Here is a 21,181-nt window from a genome sequence, read left to right as displayed (position 1 = left end):
TCTGAGTAAGCTCTGATTATGTCTACCGTGCGTCTGGAAGCAGAAACGGAATCCGTCTCCTTCACCGATCTGTCCCGCAACCCCAAGGGTGTCGCGGCCAGAGCTGCTGCCCTGGGGCAGCTTCGGGTCACCCACCGGGACGCGCCGGACATGGTGCTTACCACGGCTGTACGCGCGGAGGGCGCGGAGGAGAGCCTGACCACTGCCTCGCGGCTCCTCCTCGCACTGATGAAGCAGGACGACGGTGCCCGGGCGCTCCTCCTCGCACTGCCCGAGGTGTTCCCCTGGGCGCGACACCTGGACGCGGAAGAGGTTCGGGCCTTCACTGTCGAGCTTCTTGAAGCGCTGTCGGACGCCGCTGAACTAGGGGCGGGAGAGGCCGTGCACCGCGCGATCGTCTCCTGGCGCGCCACGGCCCGCATCAATGCCGATCCCGAGCAGCTCAGGGAATCGCTGCGTCCGCTCGATGGTGATGACATCGGTCGGGTCGAGGGGCGTGGGTGAGCCCGAAGAAAGGAGACCGAGTCAGTGCTCCGCCCCTCAACGGGTGGAACGTCGTCTTCGGGACCACAGAGGCGGTGACGGGCTGGGAGGAATTGTGGCGTGTGGCCCTGCCGAGCGCGCGTCGCTGCCTGGACGCTCTCCGAAGTGACCCCCTGTCCCGTTCCCACTGGAATCGCCAGCATCAGCTGCGCGGCAGGCACGCCACCAAAATGTGGAAGGGCTCCGACCTGGAGCAGTGGGAGTACGAGGTCACCAGCGGTGGTCGGGTGCGCTACCTGGTCAGCGTGGAGACTTCCACTGTGATCCTCGTGTACGCCTCCCCGCGGCATCCGAAAGACACCGAGTGATCCCGTGGCCGCTTCGAGGGGCTTGAGCAGTCCCGGCGCCGAAGCGACCCGGCGGCACTCCTTTCGCGTCCCCTGTCAGACCGCCAATCGCTTGAGGCGCGTCACCGCCTCTTCCAGCACACCCTCCCGCTTGCAGAACGCGAAGCGGATGAGGGGGCGGCCCGCTTCGGGGTCGTCGTAGAAGACGGCGTTGGGTACGGCGACGACGCCGCAGCGCTCGGGGAGCGCGAGGCAGAACTTCGTGCCGTCGTCGCCGAGTCCGAGCGGGGTGATGTCGGTCGTGACGAAGTACGTGCCCTGCGGGCGGTGCACCGTGAACCCGGCCTCGGCGAGCCCTTCGCAGAGCAGGTCGCGCTTGCGGCGCAGGTCCTCGCGGAAGGCCGTGAAGTACGCGTCGGGCAGTGCGAGCGCCTCCGCGACCGCGTACTGGAAGGGGCCCGCGCTGACGAAGGTCAGGTACTGCTTCACGGTGCGCACGGCCGTGACGAGCGCGGCGGAACCGGTCACCCAGCCGACTCCTCGTTCGTACACTCATTCCCATGTCGCGTACCAGGCCCGCCAGGGGCACCACCAGCCACGACGTCGCCGGGGAGCCAGCGGCTGTCTACTGCCGCATATCCCGAGTGGACGATGACGATCAGACCGGAGTGGACCGGCAGGAGCGCATCTGCCGGGAGATCGCCGAGCGGCGCGGCCTCGTGATCGACCCGGGGCACGTCTTCGTCGACAACAGCCGTTCGGCGTGGAGCCGGAAGCGGAAGCGGCCCGGGTGGGAGCAACTGCTCGACGGCGCCCGGGACCGGAGCTTCCGGCACATCATCGCCTACCACCCCGACCGGCTCATGAGGCAGCCTCGGGACTTGGAGGAACTGCTCCAGGTGTCCGACGACCACGCCATCACGCTCCACGGCGAGGCCAACCGGAGGGACCTCGCCGATCCCGACGACCGCTTCATCCTCCGTATCGAGGTCGCGCACGCCTGCCGCTCCTCGGACGACACCTCGCGGCGGTTGAAGTCGGCGATGGAGGACCGGGCCAGGGAGGGGAAGCCGCAGGGCGGTGTGCGGCGGTTCGGCTACGCCAAGGGCGGCATGACCGTCATCGAGGACGAGGCCGAGATCGTCCGGGAAGTCTTCGACCGCTACCTGAAGGGCGAGGGCGCGGCGCCGCTCGCCAAGGACCTGCACCGCCGGGGCATTCGCACGGCCAACGGCAAGGCGTGGACCAGCGGCACCATCCGAGCCCTGCTCGACTCCCGGCACGTCGCCGGAATCCGCATGCACCGGGGCGAGGAGATCGGCCCCGGGACCTGGCCGGCGATCATCGACGCGGGTGTCTGGGCGGAGGTCCGGGCCCGGCGCGAGTACCGCTCCGCGGTGCACCGTGAGGCGCGCGGCAAGCCCGCGCAGCGGTACTACCTGCTGCGCGGCCTCGTGATGTGCGGACGGTGCGGGACGCTGATGTCGGGCACGGCCAAGGGCCCTGGACCCGTCTACCAGTGCAATCGGCGCGGGCGCAATGACGAGAAGAGGTGCGCCCGTTCGGTGATGGCGGAGACCCTGGAGCACTTCGTCACGGACGCGGCGGTCGAGCTGCTGGGCAGGCTCAGGGTGGACGGACGGCTCGCGAGCAGCAATCTCTCGGAGAAGGTGAGGGAGGACCTGGAGGGCGATCAGCGGCAGCTCGACGAGCTGAATCAGATGTGGACCGCGAAGGAGATCTCGACGGCGGAGTACCGCACGATGCGCAAGGAGATCACCGACCGCATCGGCAAGGCTCAACGGAAGGTCGTCGTCCGCCCGATGGTGCTCCTGGACGGCCTCACGGGCGAGGGCGCGCGGGCCGCTTGGGAGGCAGGCGACATGACGGACGAGCGGCGCAACGCGGTGCTCCGGTTCCTGTTCTCCGGCGTCGTCATCGACGAGCCGAAGAAGTTCGGACAGCAGATGGACTGGGGCCGCATCAGCATCGAGCAGAACCCGCTGTAGCGGGAACGGGGCGGTACGAAGGGGGCTGACGACCGGGAAATGCGCGGCGGAATATAGCCGAAGATCGCCGCTTAGCCAAACCGGCGTTTCTCCGGAACATAGATCCCCCAACACGCCCGTCGGGTCGCCTGCGCGGACCGGCGGGCGGATGACCCCACGTGTCCGGAGGATGCCTGTGTACCGTCGCCCTGACGAAGCCTCTCCCGCCCTTTCCAACGCGGCGACCGATCCAGCCGACTCCCCGCCGACGGTCTCCGAGAGGGAGGCCGCCCTCCAGCGCGTGTGTGCCGGGTTCGAGACGGAGATCAGCCCGCGCAGCGCCGCGAGGCTGGCGAGCCTGCTCTCTGCCTCCGGTTATGTCCGCGCCGCGTGACGCCGCCTCGGATCTCCTGTGGCCTCCTGCGAGCGTTCCGCCGTGAAGGCCGGCCGCTGCTAAGGGGATTCGGCAGACGGGCGTGCTGAGGCGACGTCCCGAATCGCGGCACGTCAGCCGGGCCCCGAGACCTGTTCGCCGTGAGCTGTGGGGTTTCTCGGCGTAGTAGTGGATCTTCGCGCGAGGGTGTGGCTGTGTTGGTGTCGGGCCCGGGACGCCGGGTGCTGACAGCCCTCTGGTCTGCGGATACGTAGCCGCCGTCCACCCCTTGGGCGATGCCGCCCCCACCCTCTGATCTTCGCGCGAGCCCGTACGCGGGCCGCCGCGCCTGCCTGCCCTGCCGAAGGAGACGCCCCGATGAGCCACGACGCCCGCGAGTGGGTGTGGGAGCACAGCACCAGCAAGGGGACCGCCCGCCTGGTCCTCGCCCTGATCGCCGACCGCTGCTGCGACGGCCGGTGCGTCGCGTACGCGTCCGTGCCGAGCCTCATGAAGCGCGCCAACGCCTCACGTACGGCCGTGCGCGAAGCCCTCGCGAAGCTCATCGCCGCCGGTGAGCTGGAGCAGATCACGGGGCGCAAGGGGCCGCGAGGCGAGACGTACTACCGCCTGCCGCTGGCCGCGACCGGACCCGACCAGCCGTCGGGGTCCAGGGAATCGGCCCCGCCCTCCACCGGCCCGGAACACGAACCGGTCGAGGGGCCGGGTCGCGACCCGGGGGCACGGATAACGGCCCCCTCGGGGACCGGATTCCGGCCCGCTGGGGGTGCGTTTTCCGGCCCCCAGAACCGTAGTGAACCGAAGGTGAACGGTAGGTACAGCAGCAGTCACGCCCCGATCCCCGCCGCCCATTGGGAGACCGACGCCGCCTCCCGGGAGTGGTCCCGCCGGGCCGGGCACCTCGTCCGCCTCGGTGAGGCGGGGCTGTGCGCCGCCGACGACAAATGGCGCGCCTACCGGGTGGCCAGTACGCCCCGCCCGGCCGCCGCCTGGGCTGCCGACTGGCGCGCGTGGATCGCCCGCGAACACGCCCCCGCCCCACCGCAGCCCACCCCGGCCCTCGGTGGCGCACGGCCCGCCACCGGCATGACCCGAGCCGATGCCCACCTGCAAGCCCTCCTCGACGCCCTCGCCGAACCGACAGGAACGGAGTGACCGCCACCATGGAACGCAACGAGATCGCCGCAGTCCTCGCCTACCTCGGCCGCCTCGACCCCCGCACCATCCGCACCGACCCGGGCGAGACCCGCGACCAGCTCGCCCAGTGGCACGAGCTGCTGCACGACATACCCTTCACCACCGGCCAGGGCTGGGACGTCCGCGAGACGGTACGCGCGCAGGTGCTCGCCTCACCGTACCCGCCGCTGCCCGTGGACATCGCCCGCGCCTGGCGCGCGCACCGCCGGGACCGCCTCGACCGGCACACCGACCCGACCCCGGCCGCCGACCCCGACGACACGGCCGCGTGGCAGGCCGAACTGGCCCTCGCACGGCGGGCCGTGGCGGCCGGTGAGGCCGCCCCCGCGTCGCATCGCCAGCTCACGAGCGGGGGCCCGCATCGCGACGTCGCGGCTCGTCTCGGCTCCGTCGGGTACCGCATCCCGGCCGAGGCGCGGGCCGCGCTCGCTCCGTACCGCCCGGCCCGTACCGCGCGGGAGGCCGCCGTACGGGAGGGGCTCCCGGACGCGCTCGGCTTCCCGTGCCCGTGGTGCCGGGCGCGGGCGGGCGAGGCTTGCCGCAGCCGCCGGGTCAGCCCGGACGGGCGGGCGCGGGGCAACGCGCGCCGGGCCACCCCGCACCCGACGCGCCGCGACCTCGCCGTGGCGCGCGGCGAGCGGGAGGCGGCGTGACCAACTCGCTCGGAACCGCGCCGCTCGCGGTCGGCGGAGTGCTCGTCGCGGTCGTCCTCCTCGCCGCCGGCCGTCTCCGGCGAGTCCGTACGGGCGGGCGCGGCACGGTCGCGGTGAAGGTCGCCGCGCTCGCCGCCGCGTGCTGCACCGCGTACAGCGCGGACACGAGCTGGCGGTTCGCGGCGCACCACCTCGACATACGGGACGGTGCCGAGCGGACGGTGATGTTCGGTGCCGCCGAGCTCGCGCTCTTCGCGATGGCGCTGCTGGCGCGGCAGAACCTGCACGGGCCGAGGCGGGCGGCCGGGCTGCCCGGGGTCCTGGTGTGGGTGATCACCGCCGTGCAGACCCTTCCCGCGTACGCCGAGTCCGGGCCTGTCGGGGGAACGGTGCGGGCCTTCGTCGGACCCGTGATGGCCGCCGTGCTCTGGCACTCGGCGATGGGCATCGAGCTCCGGCACCGTACGCCCGACGCCGCGTCGCGCGGGCTGGGCGCGGTGCTCGTACGGCAGGGGCGTGAGCGGCTGCTGGCCCGGCTGGGGATCGTCGAGCAGGACCGGGGAGCCGAGCAGATCGCCCGGGACCGGGCGGCGCGGCGGGCCGTCGCCCTGGCCGCCCGCCTCGCGGAGATGCCGTCCGGGCGGCGGGCGAGGCGGTCCGGGCGGCGCGTGATCCGCCGCTTGTCGCGGGCACTCGCCCGCTCCGGGATCGACGCCGATCCCACCCGCGACGGACAGTTCCTCCGGCAGCTCGCGACCCGCCGTCAGGCCGCTGACCTGGCGACCATCGACCTGCCCGCGCGTTGGGCGGGGACGGGCGGGCGGCCCGTCGCCACCCAGATGAGTACTGCCGGGCGGGCAGCGGAAGGACCTCGGGAGCACCCGGGCGGAGCGCCCTTTCAGCCCGTCGCCTGCCCGGAAACAGCCCGGCCCGACGACACCGCCCGCCCGGACAGGCCGGGCGGGCACGGCGGGACCCTTCCGCCCGCCACCGGTACGGCTCCCGAGCCTCACCAGTCCCCGGGCCGCAAGCCCCGCGCCTCCGACGACCACCTGCGCCGCGTCGCGCGCGAGATCCACGCCGCGCGGGGCCGCCTGTCCCGCGACCTCCTGGAGAAGGCCGTGCGACGGGCCGGATACAGCGTCGCCAGCGACCACGCGGGCGGGATCGTTCGCGAGCTCAAGGCCGAACTGAACCGCCCCACCGACTGAACCCGTCGAAGGAGAGCCATGCACCAGCAGCACCGCGACACCTCCGTACCGCCCCAGCAGCCTCAGTCGTCCACCGACCGTTCAGGCGGAGCAAGTTGTAGGTTCGGACACTCCCCCGTCGGGGGCGCGTCCGAACCAGAGCCCGCCCCAGGGGTGGCGGGCCCGCTCCCGCGCCAGGGGGCACGGGAGGCGGCGATCGGGGGCGGTTCGCGGCAGGGAGGGCGCCGGGCCAAGGCCCGTATCCGCGAGCGCGAGCAGCGCCGCGCGCACAGCGTCCGCCTCAGCGAGTCCGAACTCGCCGCCGTCAGCACGGCGGCAGACACGGTCGGAATGAGCGTGGCCGGATTCCTCGCGCACAGCGGCCTCGCCGCCGCCAGCGACCTCGACCGCACCGCCGCCGCCATCGCCGACCGACGCGACACCCTGACCGCACTCTTCAGCCTGCAACGCCAGCTCGGCCACATCGGCAACAACCTCAACCAGGTCGCCCACGCCCTGAACAGCGGCGTCTACCCGGACGGCGTTGAGGCCACCCTCACCGCCGTCCGCCAGGCCGCCGAGGGGATACGGCGGCTGACCGCCCGCATGACCGGTCCGGACGCGGGCGGGCCGGCCCGATGATCCCGTCCCTCCACAAGCAAGGGCGCGACACAGCCCGCCTCCTCGCCTACCTCTACGGGCCGGGCCGCCGCGAGGAGCACACCGACCCGCACCTCGTCGCCTCCTTCGACCACCAGGCCCCCGACCCCGGCCGCGATCCGGGCACCACCCGCGCCGACCTCGCCCGCCTCCTCGACGAGCCGCTGCACCTCCTGCCCACCGACGCCCGCCCCGCCGGCCACGTCTGGCACGCCTCCGTACGCGCCGCCCCCGAGGACCGGACCCTCACGGACGCCGAGTGGGCCGACATCGCGCGCCGCGTCGTCGCCGCCACCGGTGTCGACCCCGGCGACGGGGCGGGCTGCCGCTGGGCAGCCGTCCGCCACGCCGACGACCACATCCACCTCGTCGCGACCCTCGTACGCGAGGACGGCCGCCGCCCCCGCCACCACCTCTCCGCCAAGCGCGCGCAGACCGAGTGCCGCGCCATCGAGAAGGACTACGGGCTCCGCCGCGTGAAGACGGGCGACGGCACCGCCGCGAAGCGCCCCACCCCCGCCGAACAGCACAAAGCCGCCCGCAGGAACCGTGACCGCACACCCCGCGAAGAGCTCCGCCAAGCCGTCCGGAGCGCCGTCGCGGGCGCGTCCAGCGACTCGGAGTTCTTCCGCCGCCTCTCCGAGGCCGGCCTGCGCGTCCGCACACGCGTCGCACCCTCGGGCGACGTCATCGGCTACACCGTCGCCCAGCCCGGCGACCGCAACGGCAAGAACGAACCCGTCTGGTACTCCGGCTCCAAGCTCGCCCCCGACCTCTCCCTCCCGCGCATCCGCGCCCGCTGGGCCGCGCCGGAGAGTACCCGGCGGACGGACCTCCCCGAGACCAACGCCCCCGCGCTCGCACGCCGCCGCACCATGACCGCCGCCTGGGAAGCGCTCCTCGTCCTCGACCACGGAGAGGACACCATCGTCGCCGCGCACGTCGCCGCCACCGGAGAAGTCCTGGACGCCCTCGCCCAGACCTCCGCCGCGCACACCCGCCAGGAACTACGCGCCGCCGCGACCGCCTACGAACGCGCCTCCCGCTCCCACATCCGCGCCGCCCACGGCCACAGCCAGGCCCTGCGCCGAGCGGCCCGCGACCTCGTCCACAGCGGGCCGGCCTTCGGCCGGGGCGAGGAGGGAGCCGCCACGGCGATGGCGCTGGACATGCTCGTCTTCCTGGTCACCGCCGCAGCCCGCTGGCACGCGACCAAGCACCACGAGCAGCAAGCCGAAGCGGCCCACCGGGCCGCTGAGCACCTGCGCGCCGCCTATCAAACGGCCGCCGTGGCCCCGCTGGCCCGCCTCCACAAGCACGGCACGGCGCTCGCCCCCACCCAGCGCCGCCACCACGCCGCCACCCTCCACAACGCCCTCCCCGAACTCGCCGACCGCATCCTCGCTGAGCCGGGCTGGCCCGCGCTTGCGGCGACCCTCGACGAGGTACGACGCGCGGGCGGCGACCCGCGCGCCCTGCTCCGCAAGGCGGCGGCGCGACGCGAGCTGGACTCGGCCGAGGACGTCAGCGATGTCCTGGTGTGGCGCATGCGGCAGTTGGCCGCCCTGCCCGCCGACAGGCCCCAGGCGCCAGCCCGCTCCGCCGCGCCGGAGCGCGCCCCGGGCACCGTGCCCCCGAGCAGCCGCGCACGGCATCGCTGAGCCGCTTCATGGCCTGCCTCACGAGACGGCTGGGGCAGCTTCCTTGATCGGTAGTTGTAAGGTCCTGCTCCGGTCGAATAGGGGGCTTCTCCACACGGCGGGATCGGGGGATCAAGGACAGTCCCAGACAACGATGCCCGGGTCCCACTTCGGCCCGTCCAGAGCCTCGTCCCACAGATCGGCAAGTTCAGGCAGGGACCCTTCCCGCTACTTAGTGCAAGCCAGTGCCGGTAAGCCCCGTGCGCAGACCCCGGCGACGCGACCTCCCTCAACTGGCGGCGGACCGGGGCTCTGTCGTGAAGCGGCGTTCCGGAGCGTTGTCGAGACGAGTGCACATCCACTGTCGATGTTCGTGAGCGGAACCGGTCGGGACGAGTGGCTCCCGACCTCCTAGGATCTCGGCACCTGAGGAGGGGGAGGCGTGGAGGACATCTTCGATGTGACCGGGAGGCCGCCGCAGGGCTGGATGCACGCGGTCTTCGAGGGCGGGCCGTACGCAGAGGACGTGGGCCGGTGCATCCCGGGCCCGCCCGCTCCCGACGTCATCGCGGTACCGCTGCCGGGAGGGGGTGAACACGTCTACCGGCTCTGGGCGGTTGGCTCGTGGTCCGATCCGGAAGACCCCATCGGGGTCTACAACGACACCGGTCCCACGCCTCCACCGCCGTTGTCGGCGCTGGAGAAGTCCTGGCTCAATCAGCGCGCCGACCAGTAGCCCGACAGCGACGCGCGTGTTTGCATCGCACAGGTCGTCCCGCGCCGGAAGCTCCCCCGAAAGCAGCGACTTCTCTCGGCATACGCGTCTGTTCAGGCTGACCTCTTCTCTCCCAGCACCCTCACAACCTCCCCCGCGCACCCCCACGACAACGTCACCCCCGCACCCCCGTGCCCGTAGTTGTGCACGACCCGCGCCCCGCTCACCGCCGACTCCTCCTCGACCCGCACAACGGCGCAGGTCGGCCGGGCTCCCACCCGGTGCTCCAGAACTCGCGCCCCGGCCAGTCGCGGCTCGACCTCCGCGCACCGGGCCAGAATCCCGGCCGCCGCCTCGTCGTCCCGCGCGAGGCCGACTTCGCCCTCGACCGCCGTACCGCCCAACACGACCGTCTGCCCGTGCGGGTAGAAGCACAGCAGCTCCGACGAGGTTCCCGTGTCCTCCGAGAAGAACTCCGTCAGGCCCGGGTTCTCGACCACGACGTGCTGACCGCGAATCGGCCGTAGATCAGCGTCCGGGGTCAGCTCCCGCGCTCCCATCCCCGAGCAGTTCACGAGCACGTCAGCCGACCCCGCGTCCGCGAGCGAGGTCACGCGCCGCTGCTCGACCGTCCCTCCGGCCGCCTCCAGCCGGCGCAGCAAGTACCCCAGGTAGACGGGCATGTCGATCAGCGGGACGGTGAACCGGTATCCGGCCGTGAACCCCGGCGGCAGCTCAGCTGCCTCGCACGGGCGGTAGTCGGGCAGCGTCGTCGCCCACTCCGGTGGAGCCTCCGCCGTACGCGAGGCCTCAACACCGCTCGTGAGCCGTACGCCCGTCGCCGGGTCGCCCGCCAGCTCCCGGAAGACCTCCAGCGACCGTCGGCTCCACTCGTCCACCTTGGCCTTCGGCTCGACCAGGTACGGCCCCCACATCGCCCCCGCCGCCAGCGACGTGACCCCCGGGATCTCCTCGGCCACCACGTGCACCGCCAGTCCCGCCTCCGCGAGAACGATCGCGGTGGTGAGCCCGGCGACGCCCGCTCCGACAACGACAACCCGCTCAACTCCGGTCATGCACCGACCCTAACGACCGGGCGGCACCGCCGGAGCGTGCTCGGCGAGCGCGTGCTCCAGCTCGGGGAGGAACGTACGGACGTGGGCGTTGCGCTGCCTTCGGCGCAGGTCCGCCGCGAGCTGGTGGAGCAGGGCCGCGCTGCGGGGCGAGCGCACGACGTTCAGGCGGTCGGCCACGATGCGTCCGACCTCGCAGGCGGTTTCCAAGTCGCCGTGCGCGCTGTGCCCGAGAGCCAGCCATGCGCCCTCGAACATGGCTCTGCGCTGACTGGGATCGCCCCGGGGCACCTCGTACGCCCCCGAGCGCAGCATCTCCGTGCCCTGTGCCAGAAGCCGCCGCCCTTTTCGCCCGTTCTCCGACCGCAGCTCGGCGCGGCCCATCTGCACGAGCCCGTAACCGGCCTGGCAGTCCAGGTGGTTGGGGGTCAGGAAGTACATCCAGCGGGGCTCCTCCCGCCCGCCGTTCCGTGAGGCGATCAGTTCGGCCGCCGTCCCCCGGGCGTGTGCGAAGTCGTCGTCCCGCCCGGCGACGGCGTACGCGTACGCCAGCCGGGACAGCACGGACGCGCGGACGACGGGCGGCGCGGCCTCGCTCGCGCGGCGGGCGGCCTCGCCGAGGGCGATGGCGTCCGCCGGGTGGCCCCGGCTCGCCGCCTGGAAGGAGAGGTCGCCGAGGATGTGCGCTGACAGCGGCAGATCGTTGACCTGGTGCGCGGCGCGGAGCGCGGTGACGAAGTAGCGCTGGGCGAGGCCGTGGTCGGCGGCGTCGAAGGCCATCCATCCGGCGAGCTGCCCGATCTCCGCGAGTGCCCGGACGAGACGGGTCGCGGTGGCGGGGGAGTGCCCTCCGTCATGGATGAGCAGACCGATCGCGCGGAACTGGGCTCCTACGTAGGGGAGATGGCGTGCGCCGCCGTGTTCGTCGTCCAGTGCCGACAGCATGGGGAGGTGGTGCTCGACCTGCTCGATGAGCGGATCGGTGCCGGTCAGCGCGCTGCCGGGCGGATAGCTTCCCCGGCCGGCCGTCCCGTCAAGGTACTGGGCGACGATCGCCAGCAGGCCCGCGCCCGAGATCGCGAGGAAGCGGCGGCGATCGACGAGCCCGCCTCGTACCCAGTCCTCCACGATCGCCTCCATGCCGTTCCTGGTCCACGGCTTCGCGAGATCCGTATCGGCGGGGACGAGCGCGGAGGAGTCGCCCGCGCGCCCCTGCCACAGGTCGGCGACGGGCACCGGTCTGCCCAGCTCCTGGGCCAGGACGTAGGCGGTCATCGCGGGCAGAGGACTTCGGGGCAACGCGCCCGCGTCCCGCCAGTGGTACGGCGCCGACTCGGCCACCGTACCCGTGCCGAACACCCGGTTGAGCTTGCGCGCGAGCGCCTTCGGGCTCCAGCCGAGTTCGTCGAGGCACCCGGCCAGCGCGGCGTTCGGTTCCCCCGTGTGTGGTGCCATCCACGACCACCTTCGCGTGAGCGGTGCGCCTGTCGTCGGCCCGCCTCACCATCGTGATGCCCATGCGCGGCCGATCCACCTATTTCGCCGAGAAGTTGACCGAGTTGACCGGTTGATCGGGTCCCTGGGGCCGCTCCCCCTCCAGTCTCCTTGGACCCCGGCGAAAGCCCGCCGGGGAGAGCCCACGGAGAAAGAGGTGAGCCTTGGGACCCCACACGAGGACCGTCCGGGGCGGACAGGGCAGCGTGCTGGAGCGCGACGACGGCCAGACGGCATCCGCGACCGCACGCGAAGCCGCCATCGGCACGACCACGCTCCTCACGGACCTCCCGTACGGCCCGGAGGCGGCCGAGATCGCCCGAGAAGCCGTCACGGTCGCCCTGCACGGCGCGGCACGAGAACTCCTCGACGACGCCCGCCTCATCACCTCCGAACTCGCGACCGATGCCTTCGCGTCGGGGCGGGCTCCCCTCGTCCTGTGCGTGGACCGCACCAGGCCCGCCGCCGGTGGGCTGGAGGTCGAGATCACGGTCACCGACGGCGGCTGCCTCCGCACGAGTTCCGTGATCCCGGCAGTTCCCGGTGAGGACGACGAGTCGGGGCGCGGGTTGCTGATCGTCGCCGCTCTGGCCGACGCGTGGTCCCTGCGGACCGGCGCCGCGACGACCCGGGCCTGGTGCCGCCTCACGAGCGGCGGCGATTCCTGATGGCCACCCCCACCCGAGGCGAACAGCGGCGCACACCCACCGGCCCCGCGAGGCTGACGCCCACGCCAGCGGAAACCCCCCGCGTCGTCGTCGCCCTCCACGAGGGCTTCCACGGCACGACCTCCGGCAGCGGCTTCAGCAACCGCGCCTTCCTCACCGCGCTGACCCGCCTGCTGCCCCCCGACCGCCTCTCCGTCATCACGCCGGACGAGCCGAACATGGCCCACGACCGGCGATGGACGGCCGAGGTCCAGCGCATGATGCGGCAATCAGGCGCCGAGGTCGTCACGCTCCAGGAGCATCGGACGGACCCCGACTCGCTCCATGGCGCGATCCGGTTGAGCGCGTCGGCGAGCGAGGCGGCGGCGCGGATCGCCGCTCGCGCGGACCGCTGCCTCGTCGTCGGTCTCGACACCCCGCTCCTGGGCCTCGAAGCGTCGCCCGGAGCGGATCTCCTGCTCGTCCCGCGTTCGACCGCTGTCCTCGCCCACCCCGAGGACATCACCCGCATCCGCTGGGAACGTGCCGCGCTGCGGGCGGCGACCTCCCGGGGCGGGAAGATCGGCGCCATCTCCGCCGCGATGCGCGGTCACCTCGTGAGCCGGTACGAGGTGCCACCGGCCGCCGTGGTCGCTCTGCCGAACGGGCTGATCCGGCGCGAGCTCGCCCGGCCCAGCGAGCTTCCCCCGCTGCCGTTCCGAGCCCGCCCCGGCTTCCTCCTCGCCATGGGCCGCGCCGTGCCCACGAAGGGCTTCGACGACCTCCTCGACGCACTCCACCTCCTCAAGGAACGCGGAGTCCGTACCCCGCACCTGCTCCTCGCGGCCGTGACCTCCGAAGCGCGCCGAGGTCTCACCCCGTACCAGGAGGACCTGGCATCCCGTATCGACGCGTACGGGCTCGACGCGACCCTGCTCACACGTTTCTCCCCGGCGATCCGCGCCTGGCTGCACAGCCCCGCGCTCCGCGCCGTCGTCGTGCCCTCGCGCGAGGAACCCTTCGGGCGCATCCCCTTGGAAGCGTTCGCGGCGGGAGCGGCCCCGGTGGTGGCGACCGCCGCCGGAGGGCTGGCCCAGACGGTCGTCGAGGGCGAGACCGGCTTCACCGCCGCGCCGCGCAACCCCCGGTCGCTCGCCGTTGCGCTCCACCGCGCCCTGACCGTCCTCCCGCGAGAACGCGAGCGCCTCCGCGCGACCGGCGCGGCGCTCGTCCGGTCCCGCTACGACTACGAAAAAGGCATCGCCTCCCTTCTTGCGAAGCTCGCACCGTGGGCTCTGGCGCCGAGCGAGGTCCGCCGGTGAAGGTGCTGACCTGCCTGGAGTCCCCGCACGCCTTCTGGCGTCTGTCCGCCGAGCACGAGCGCGCGCTGTCCGGCGCCTTCCCGGGCGTCGAGTTCCGTACGGCGACCGAGGCCGACGTACCGCGTCATCTCACTGACACCCACGTCTACTTCGGGTGGCGCTTCGCGCCCTCGTGGCTGCCCGCCGCCCCTCACCTGCGCTGGATCGCCTCCCCAGCCGCCGGTACCGACCACCTCCCCGTCACCGAGGCCCACGCGGCCGGCGTGGCCGTGTCCCGTTCGTACGGCTTCCACGGGCGGCCCATGGCCGAGCACGCCATGGGGCTCGTCCTCGGCTTCTCGCGCGGGCTGTTCACGAGTCAGCGCGTGCAACGCAACCGCGTCTGGTGGAAGGACGAGCTGGCCGAGGAGTTCTTCGACTTGGCCGGGGCGACGATGACCATCGTCGGCTGCGGCAGCGTCGGCGGACACGTCGCCCGCGCGGCGCGCTCCTTCGGGATGCGCGTCATCGGCGTACGGAGGACCCCGCCGACGAGCGCCGAGCCCTGGATCACGACGGCCGCGCACCCGGCGGTCGCCGCCGCGGACGTGGTCGTCGACCTCCTCCCCGCCACGGTCGCCACCCACCGCTACTTCGACCGCCGCCTCTTCGCGGCCTTCAAGCCCGGCGCCCTCTTCCTGAACCTCGGCCGCGCCTCGACGGTCGACCAACTCGCCCTGCTGGACGCCCTCGACACGGGCCACCTGCGCGGCGCGGCTCTGGACGTCACGGACCCGAGACCGCTCCCCGCCCACCACCCGCTCCGGCTGCACCCCCGCGTCGTCCTCACGCCGAAGAGTTCCGTGCTCAGCCGTACGTACATGAACGAGGCGGTCGCGTTCTTCGCCGCCAACCTGCACCGCCACCTCGCGGGACGGCCGCTCGACGGCCTCGCCGAGGTTCCCGCCGCCCTCCCTCTCCGCACTGGAGGCTGACCGATGCCCCTCGCTCAACACCGCGCGCTCGCCGCCGCGTTCGCGGCGAACGGCCGCAACCACCCGTACCTCGCCCTCACCCTGAACTCGCTGTGCAACCTGGACTGCGTGTTCTGCAAGCCCCGTTGCATGCCGGACTACGGGCACAAGGACCGGCCCCTCACCGCCGACGACTACGCGGCCATCGCCACGGAGGCCGGAGCGTGGCGGGTGCGGAAGGCGCACTGCTCCGGCGGCGAGCCGACCCTGCGGGCGGACATCCTCGACGTGATCGCGGGCCTGGCCGCAGGGCTCGGCCCGGACGCCGCGATCGGCATGACCAGCCACGGGAACCTCCGCCGCGGCCTCACCGTCGAGAAGCTCGCCGACGCCGGACTGACGTACCTCAACCTCAGCCTCCACAGCCTCGACCCCACGAGCTCCGCCGCGATCATGGGCGGCGGCGATCCGCGCGTCACCCGGCGCACCCTCGACGCCGCCCTCGCTCTCGGTCTCCGCGTGAAGATCAACTGCGTGCTCCAGCGCAGCTACGTGGCCGACGCCTTCGCGGTGGCCGAGCTTGCCCGCGAGCTGTCCGTGGCCGTCCGACTCGTCGAACTCCAGAACATCGGCCCCGCGCAGGCGCTCTTCGACACCGAGTTCATCCCCGAGGCCGAGGTGCGCGACCGCCTGCACGAGTGGTTCGCGGGCGCCGGCGAGGTGCCCCGCGACGAACTCGGCGTCCGCAGCCCCGGGCGCTACCTCCGCCCCGAGGGCTGGGCGGGCTCGATCGGATTCATCTCCAACTCCAGTTGCGCCACCTGCTCCGACGCCAATCGCATCAAGATCACCCCGACCGGCGTCGCCCGGCCCTGCATCCTCCACAACCGCGACATCCCCCTGAAGCCCCACCTCGCCGAGGGCACGCTCGCCGACGCCTTCGCGCACCTCTTCCGCTCCATGCTCGACCGCGACGCCAACGACGCCTGGCAGGGCTTCCACTACGTCGACTACGACCTGCGCTGGGATCGGATGGAGCGGCCCGAGGGCGCCCCCGTAACGCTGCCGCTCCTCCCGACCGTGACCAAGGCGCCGTCGCGCGCACGCACCGCCGGAGGCGACAGGTGACGGCCGAGCGGTCCCGCTACGAGCGGCTCGGGGACGCGTACGCGGGTGAGCTGGCCGCCCACGGCGTCGGCGCCGCGATGCTCACGCACAAGTGGCAGCCCGCCGACCTGCTGGACCCGCACTCCGACCTGGACATACGCGTCTTACTTTCCGAGCCCCCGGACGACTGGGAGGAGTGGAACCACCGCCTCGCCGCCGCGCACGCTGCCACGGTCCGCCAGGCGGAAGACAACCGGCGCCTCCTGGAGCACCCGCCCGGTTTCGCCTTCACGCTGGAGGAAGCGGACGGCCGCTTCGTCTCGGCGCCCGAACTCGCTACGTGGTCGCTGATCAGCGGCAACGCCCGCGAACTCCAGCGCTGGAAGTCCCGCGCGCAAATGGCGCCTTGGGGCCCGTCCGACGAGCGGTTCTACTGCACGCTCCTGCACGCGCGGCTCGGCGGCCGGTACCGCCTCGCCGCGGACAGCACGGACAACGTGCTCGGCGACCTCACCGCGTACCGCCGCCACTGCGTCGCCTGGCACTACCTCGCCCCGTGCTGGTTCGCCGCCTCCGCGCTCGCGACGCGGACCCGCTGCCCCGGCAAGACGGCCGCGCTCACGCAGTGGCGCCCGGAGGGCCTGGAGGGATACGCCGAACTCTTCCTCCACCACGCCGCAGAGCGCGGCGCGCGCCACCTCCTCCGTACGGCGCATGTCGCACTGGAAGCCGCCCTGCGCCGTATCCCGGCGGACCGCCGCATCGGCGCGGGCACGGAACCGTCCCGTAGCGACTGGACCATGACCGCCGGAATGCTCCGGGTCCGCGTCGCCCGCTGGCTCTACTACCTCGACCCGCCGCCCGGGGTCGCGACCGGCTACCTGATCCGCCGCGAGGCGAAGGAACTCAGCGCCGCCGTACGGATCTTGACCGCGTACGCGGCGGACGGGGCCACCCCCGCCCAGCGGCTCGCCACCCGTATGGCGGCGCTCGTCCCCACCGGCCCGACCACCGCCGCCACCCTCCGCGCGGCGCTCGCCACCTGGCACCGCGAGCGCGCGACCGTGCAGGACTTCCTCACCCACGCCCCGGAGAGCCCCACCCCCGAGGGCCAGCCCCCTGGGAGCCGGATCTCCGACAGCCACACCCCCGAGCAGCCCGCCACGACAAGGAGCCCCGTGCCATGCCCGCCCTCGTCCCGCACCCCCGTACGCACCCGCCCCGCGTCCTGAAGACGGCGAAGATCAAGATCACGACGAAGTGCAACAGGTCCTGCGACTTCTGCATCTTCGCCGACGGCGCCCACGGCGAGAACATGCCCCCGGAGCTGTTCTCGACCGTCCTGACCAGGCTGGAGACCGTCCCCTTCCGCCAGTTGCACATCAACGGCGGCGAGCCGACCGTCCACCGCGACTTCCCCGCCCTCAGCGACGCGGCCCGCACCCGCCTGCCCGACAAGGTCATGGTCCTGGGCACGAACGCCCTGACTCTGGCCCGCAACAAGCGGATCATGACCGCCACCCTCCGCGCGTACGACCAGGTCCTCATCGGTTGCGACGACGAGCACGGGAACTACGACGAGGTGCACGCCGTCGTGCCCCGTCTCCGCGAGGCCGGGAAGACGGTGGTCGTCAACAGCGTGCTGGAGGGCATCAGCGAGACCCGGTGCGCGGCGCTCGCGCGGCTGTGCGCGACGTACGGCGCCGTCCACGTGACGAACCACGTGCACCACATCGACGTCGGCCAGCCCGCGAACGAGCTGCGCGGGCTCTGCGACCGCTACCTCGACCAGCACCTCATGATCGAGATGGACGGTTCCTGCTACCGCTGCTTCAACGCCATGGCGAAGGAGGACAGCGAGTTCAGCGTCTGGGACGAGGACTTCGCCGCGAAGGTCTTCGCGCCGCGCGGCGAGCACTACCGCTTCTGCCTCCGCTGCCACGAGTACACCGACTCCGGCGCCGCAGCGCTCCCCGCCCGTACCTGAACCGGAGGAACACCCCCATGCCCGCAGTCCTCGGACTCAACTTCCACCACGACACGAGCGCCGCCTTGGTCGTCGACGGCCGCCTCCACGCCGCCGAAGAAGAACGCTGGAGCGGCATCAAGCACCATCCCCCCGTCCGCAAGGGCACGCTCGCCGCCCCGGCGCGCGCCCTGCGGTGGTGCCTGGAGGCCGCCGGTCTCGCGCCGGGAGAGGTGGACGCCGTGTGGGCCGCGTCCATGCGCCCGAGCCCGGCGGCCGGCGGGTGGCTGGCCGAGGAGCGCGACGAACTCGCCGCCCTCCTTCCCGCCCCGCTCGGCGAACGCCTCCGCCTCCTCTCCCACCACACCGCCCACGTCCTCTCCGGCTACCTGCTCTCCGGCCACGAGCACGCCGCAGGGCTCGTCATCGACGCGGGCGGCTCGTCCCTCGGCTCGGACTTCGGCCCTGGCCGTGAGCGTGTTACGGGATACGACCTGCGGCCCGACCGCGTCGACCGCGTGCACCAGGCCATGCCGACCATCCTCCCGGGCCCGCGCCGCGTCCACTCCTCGCTCGGCCACTTCTACCGGAACCTCGCCCAGCGCGTGATCCCGCCGGGCGACGAGCCCGAGGGCAGCATGATGGCGCTGGCCGCGTACGGCGACCCGCAGCGGTACGGGGAGCGCTTACGCGAACTCGTACGGCTCGGCGACGACGGGGACGTACGCATCGCCCACCCGTGGGGCTCGGCGGACCGCGACACCCCGCTGCTCCTGGACGGTCGCGCCTGGACCGCTCGCAACGCCTCGGATCAGCCGGAGCACAAGCGCGCCGACCTCGCCGCCGCCGTGCAGGAAGTCTTCGCGGAGTCGGTCGTTCACGTGGCCCGCCACCTCCGACAGCTCACGGGCGCCCCGGCGCTCGTCTTCTCCGGCGGGTGCGCGCTCAACTCGCACCTCAACGGCCACCTCGCCCTCGACAGCGGCTTCGCCACGCTGTTCGTCGCTCCCGCGCCGCACGACGCGGGCACGGCGGTGGGAGCGGCGCTGTACGGGTGGCACTACCAGTTCGGGCAGGAGCTGCTTCCGGTACCGGTGGACGCGGATTGGGGCCCGGAGCCGGGCGGCCCGGCCGCGATCCCCGTACCGAAGGGCTACCGGGCCGTACCGGTCGGGGAGTTGAGTTCTGCGGTCGCCGCGCTGCTCGCCGACCACCGCATCGTGGGGTGGGTGCGGGGGCGTCTCGAATTCGGCCCGCGCGCCCTCGGCCACCGCTCGATCCTCGCCAACCCCGGCCGCGCCGCCATGAGGGACCGGCTCAACGCGATCAAGCAGCGGGCCGCCTACCGCCCCTTCGCCCCGGCCGTCCTCGCCGAGCACGTACCGGAGTGGTTCATGTCGGAGGGCGACCCCTTCATGAACCGGGTCGCGCGCGTACGCCGTTGCCGAGCCGATCGCCTCGCGGCCGTCACGCACCACGACGGCACGGCGCGCGTCCAGTCCGTCGCCCCGGGCCACGTCGGCCTGCGCGAACTCCTGGAAGCGTTCCACGAGCGCACAGGCATCCCGCTCCTGCTCAACACCTCCTTCAACCGCAAGGGCGCCCCGATCGTGCGCACCGCCGGGGACGCGATGGCGGCGGGCACGGAACTGGGGCTCGACGCCCTGGCGGTGGGGGACACGCTGCTCCTCGCCGACCACGTCCCGGACCCGCGCGGCACGGCTTCGCGGCCGAGGTGAAGCGGATGACAGCCATCGACCTGGACCACGTCCTGACCGTCCTCGGCGCGGAGTCGTGGTCTGAGGCGGAGCAAAGCCGCGCCGAAGTGGCCGCTCGGCTCGCGCTGATCGTGTACGACGGCCACGTACGCGACCAGGGGACCCCGTACCTGGAACACCCGCTCGGCGTCGTCGCGGTCCTGCGGGACGAGATCGGGGCGGACGACGCCGACACCCTCGTTCTCGCCCTCCTCCACGACGCCCTGGAGGTGGCGCCGGAGTCGTCGGAACTGCTCGCCTGGCACCTCGGCGCCGACTTCACCACCCGCCTGCGGGCGATGACTCCCGACCACCGCCTCCAAGAGCGCCCCAAGTGCTCGGGGGACGAACTCGGCTGGCGCGCGAAGCAGGCCGGGCTGCCTCCCGGGCTCCTCCTCGTCCGCCTCGCGGACCGCGCAAACAACCTGCGAGATCTCGTTCCGGGCTCCGCCCGCCGCGAGCGCTTCCTCCGCAGCCTGCGGGACTTCTACCTCCCGCTCGCGGACGAGGCCGCCGACCGCACTCCGCACCTGGCGGCACTGCGCACGCTGCTCCACGCCGAGTACGACAGACACCGACAGGAGCCCCGCCCGTGAGACGGATCGCGTACTCGATGGAACCGGTCGGCCGCACGGGCGGCCGGGCCTACCTCCGGATGCTCCACGAGGTCACCTCGGCCGAGGTGGAGTGGCGCACGGTCCCCGACCACAAGCGCACCTACCGCGTCCGCCGCTGGCGCAAGCTCCGCCACCTCACGCGCCTCGCCCCGACGGTGCGGGCGCTGGGCGCGGCACCGGGCGTGTTCGTGTGGGACGACCTGAGCCTGTTGCTCTTCACGCCGCGGATGCGGGCGCGAACGGTATTCGTCCTCCACCACTACGAGCCGCTGCAACACGACTCGGCACCGGTCGAAGCCCTCCTCTGGGAGCGCCTGTTCGGGTTGCTGCCGCAGTGCGCGGCCGTGGTGTGCGTGGCCCCGTACTGGGCGGACTTCCTCCGCGCTCGCGGCGTCGGTGACGTACGGGTCATCCACAACGCCTTCGACATGACCGAGATCGACCGCGCCAGGGCCGCTGACCGCGCCGCGTGCCGCGCCGAGTTCGGCCTGCCCCCGGACACGCTCGCCGTGTACGGGGGCAAGGCGGTGCACTGGAAGGGCGCCGACGAGGTCGCTGGCGCGCTCGCGGGCGCCCCCGGAGTACGGCTGATCACGAGCGGCAGCAACACCATCGGCCTGGACAGCGCGCACTACGACGTCGCACGCGCGCGGTACTTGCGCCTGCTCCGCGCCTGCGACGTGGGCGTCTTCGCCCCACGGATGCGGGAGGGCTGGAGCCGCTGCGCGGCCGAGGCCCTGCTCCTCGGGCTCCCGTGCCTGATCCGCCCGGTGGCGGGCCTGGGCGACCTCGCGACGCTCACCGGCCAGCCGGCCCCGGACCTCGGTGGGCTCGCGGCGCAGGTACGGGAACGGGCGGAGGCGCCGGCCGACGAGGCGAAGGTCGCGTACGAGGCCCTGGCCCGCTTCGACCGCCCGTACTTCGCCGCCGCGTGGACCGACCTCCTCGCGAAGACCGGCTGAGCGGCGAGGCGCGTAC

At 72.9% G+C, this 21,181-nt stretch carries 20 protein-coding genes and 1 pseudogene; 18 read left to right on the top strand and 3 right to left on the bottom strand.

Going from position 1 to position 21,181, the window contains the following annotated elements; all coding sequences use genetic code 11:
- The first annotated feature begins 18 nt into the window (after positions 1–18).
- Both IF99_RS30850 and IF99_RS34940 read left to right on the top strand, forming a co-directional pair.
- Complete coding sequence (locus tag IF99_RS30850) at positions 19–504, top strand: hypothetical protein (protein WP_037827081.1); 486 nt, start codon at positions 19–21, stop codon at positions 502–504.
- Positions 505–713: 209 nt separating this feature from the next.
- Entirely contained in the window at positions 714–851 is a 138-nt protein-coding gene (locus IF99_RS34940) for a hypothetical protein (RefSeq protein WP_234340726.1), read from the top strand.
- 75 nt (positions 852–926) lie between these two features.
- Here the strand turns inward: IF99_RS34940 and IF99_RS0117245 are convergent.
- Positions 927–1,367 (bottom strand): annotated as a pseudogene (locus tag IF99_RS0117245) (aminotransferase class I/II-fold pyridoxal phosphate-dependent enzyme); the annotation flags it as partial.
- A gap of 23 nt (positions 1,368–1,390) precedes the next feature.
- Between IF99_RS0117245 and IF99_RS0117240 the strand changes: the two are divergent.
- The 7 genes from IF99_RS0117240 to IF99_RS0117205 all read left to right on the top strand — a co-directional run bounded on the left by IF99_RS0117240 (position 1,391) and on the right by IF99_RS0117205 (position 9,288).
- Entirely contained in the window at positions 1,391–2,839 is a 1,449-nt protein-coding gene (locus IF99_RS0117240) for a recombinase family protein (protein WP_030997407.1), read from the top strand.
- A gap of 730 nt (positions 2,840–3,569) precedes the next feature.
- Positions 3,570–4,367: a helix-turn-helix domain-containing protein gene (locus IF99_RS0117230; protein ID WP_030997405.1), complete on the top strand. Its 798-nt coding sequence runs from the start codon at positions 3,570–3,572 to the stop codon at positions 4,365–4,367.
- Between the two features lie 8 nt (positions 4,368–4,375).
- A complete protein-coding gene (locus IF99_RS0117225) occupies positions 4,376–5,062 on the top strand; it encodes a hypothetical protein (protein ID WP_030997404.1) in 687 nt (228 codons plus the stop codon).
- Positions 5,059–6,273, top strand: coding sequence for a hypothetical protein (locus IF99_RS0117220; protein ID WP_030997403.1), 1,215 nt, complete (start codon positions 5,059–5,061; stop codon positions 6,271–6,273). Before IF99_RS0117225 ends, IF99_RS0117220 begins: the two co-directional genes overlap by 4 nt.
- Positions 6,274–6,291: 18 nt before the next feature.
- Positions 6,292–6,894: a MobC family plasmid mobilization relaxosome protein gene (locus IF99_RS0117215; protein WP_324604382.1), complete on the top strand. Its 603-nt coding sequence runs from the start codon at positions 6,292–6,294 to the stop codon at positions 6,892–6,894.
- Entirely contained in the window at positions 6,891–8,573 is a 1,683-nt protein-coding gene (locus IF99_RS0117210) for a relaxase/mobilization nuclease domain-containing protein (protein WP_030997401.1), read from the top strand. Before IF99_RS0117215 ends, IF99_RS0117210 begins: the two co-directional genes overlap by 4 nt.
- A gap of 421 nt (positions 8,574–8,994) precedes the next feature.
- A complete protein-coding gene (locus tag IF99_RS0117205) occupies positions 8,995–9,288 on the top strand; it encodes a hypothetical protein (protein ID WP_030997400.1) in 294 nt (97 codons plus the stop codon).
- Positions 9,289–9,380: 92 nt separating this feature from the next.
- Here IF99_RS0117205 and IF99_RS0117200 read toward each other — a convergent pair whose 3' ends face one another.
- Both IF99_RS0117200 and IF99_RS0117195 read right to left on the bottom strand, forming a co-directional pair.
- Positions 9,381–10,343: an FAD-dependent oxidoreductase gene (locus IF99_RS0117200; protein WP_030997399.1), complete on the bottom strand. Its 963-nt coding sequence runs from the start codon at positions 10,341–10,343 to the stop codon at positions 9,381–9,383.
- A 9-nt stretch (positions 10,344–10,352) separates the two neighbouring features.
- Positions 10,353–11,795, bottom strand: coding sequence for a carph-isopro domain-containing protein (locus tag IF99_RS0117195; protein ID WP_030997397.1), 1,443 nt, complete (start codon positions 11,793–11,795; stop codon positions 10,353–10,355).
- A 203-nt stretch (positions 11,796–11,998) separates the two neighbouring features.
- Between IF99_RS0117195 and IF99_RS0117185 the strand changes: the two genes are divergently transcribed.
- From IF99_RS0117185 to IF99_RS0117145, 9 genes are read left to right on the top strand one after another with little or no spacing between them, the layout of a single operon-like run.
- Positions 11,999–12,502, top strand: coding sequence for an ATP-binding protein (locus IF99_RS0117185; RefSeq protein WP_234340725.1), 504 nt, complete (start codon positions 11,999–12,001; stop codon positions 12,500–12,502).
- Positions 12,502–13,803, top strand: coding sequence for a glycosyltransferase family 4 protein (locus IF99_RS0117180; protein ID WP_051703538.1), 1,302 nt, complete (start codon positions 12,502–12,504; stop codon positions 13,801–13,803). The genes IF99_RS0117185 and IF99_RS0117180 overlap by 1 nt, the downstream gene beginning before the upstream one ends.
- The gene (locus tag IF99_RS0117175; protein ID WP_030997394.1) at positions 13,770–14,777 is read left to right on the top strand and encodes a D-2-hydroxyacid dehydrogenase; all 1,008 of its coding nucleotides are present in this window, start codon (positions 13,770–13,772) and stop codon (positions 14,775–14,777) included. The genes IF99_RS0117180 and IF99_RS0117175 overlap by 34 nt, the downstream gene beginning before the upstream one ends.
- Before the next feature lie 3 nt (positions 14,778–14,780).
- Positions 14,781–15,884, top strand: a complete 1,104-nt coding sequence (locus IF99_RS0117170) for a radical SAM protein (protein ID WP_030997393.1) — start codon at positions 14,781–14,783, stop codon at positions 15,882–15,884.
- Positions 15,881–17,095 (top strand): hypothetical protein, encoded by a 1,215-nt coding sequence (locus IF99_RS0117165; RefSeq protein ID WP_030997392.1) that lies wholly within the window; start codon positions 15,881–15,883, stop codon positions 17,093–17,095. Before IF99_RS0117170 ends, IF99_RS0117165 begins: the two co-directional genes overlap by 4 nt.
- Positions 17,047–17,850, top strand: coding sequence for a radical SAM protein (locus IF99_RS0117160; protein WP_030997391.1), 804 nt, complete (start codon positions 17,047–17,049; stop codon positions 17,848–17,850). Before IF99_RS0117165 ends, IF99_RS0117160 begins: the two co-directional genes overlap by 49 nt.
- A 17-nt stretch (positions 17,851–17,867) precedes the next feature.
- Positions 17,868–19,568 carry a carbamoyltransferase gene (locus IF99_RS0117155; RefSeq protein ID WP_030997389.1) on the top strand — a complete coding sequence of 567 codons (1,701 nt, stop codon included), beginning with the start codon at positions 17,868–17,870 and terminating at the stop codon, positions 19,566–19,568.
- Positions 19,569–19,573: 5 nt separating this feature from the next.
- Complete coding sequence (locus tag IF99_RS0117150) at positions 19,574–20,182, top strand: HD domain-containing protein (protein ID WP_030997388.1); 609 nt, start codon at positions 19,574–19,576, stop codon at positions 20,180–20,182.
- Positions 20,179–21,165 carry a glycosyltransferase gene (locus IF99_RS0117145; RefSeq protein WP_030997387.1) on the top strand — a complete coding sequence of 329 codons (987 nt, stop codon included), beginning with the start codon at positions 20,179–20,181 and terminating at the stop codon, positions 21,163–21,165. Before IF99_RS0117150 ends, IF99_RS0117145 begins: the two co-directional genes overlap by 4 nt.
- Positions 21,166–21,181: the final 16 nt, after the last annotated feature.

Origin of the sequence: Streptomyces sp. NRRL F-5630 (assembly GCF_000719475.1) — a bacterium.
Taxonomy (GTDB): Bacteria; Actinomycetota; Actinomycetes; order Streptomycetales; family Streptomycetaceae; genus Streptomyces.
The sequence above is the reverse complement of the archived record's forward strand: the minus strand, read 5'-3'. Positions and strand labels throughout refer to the sequence as shown.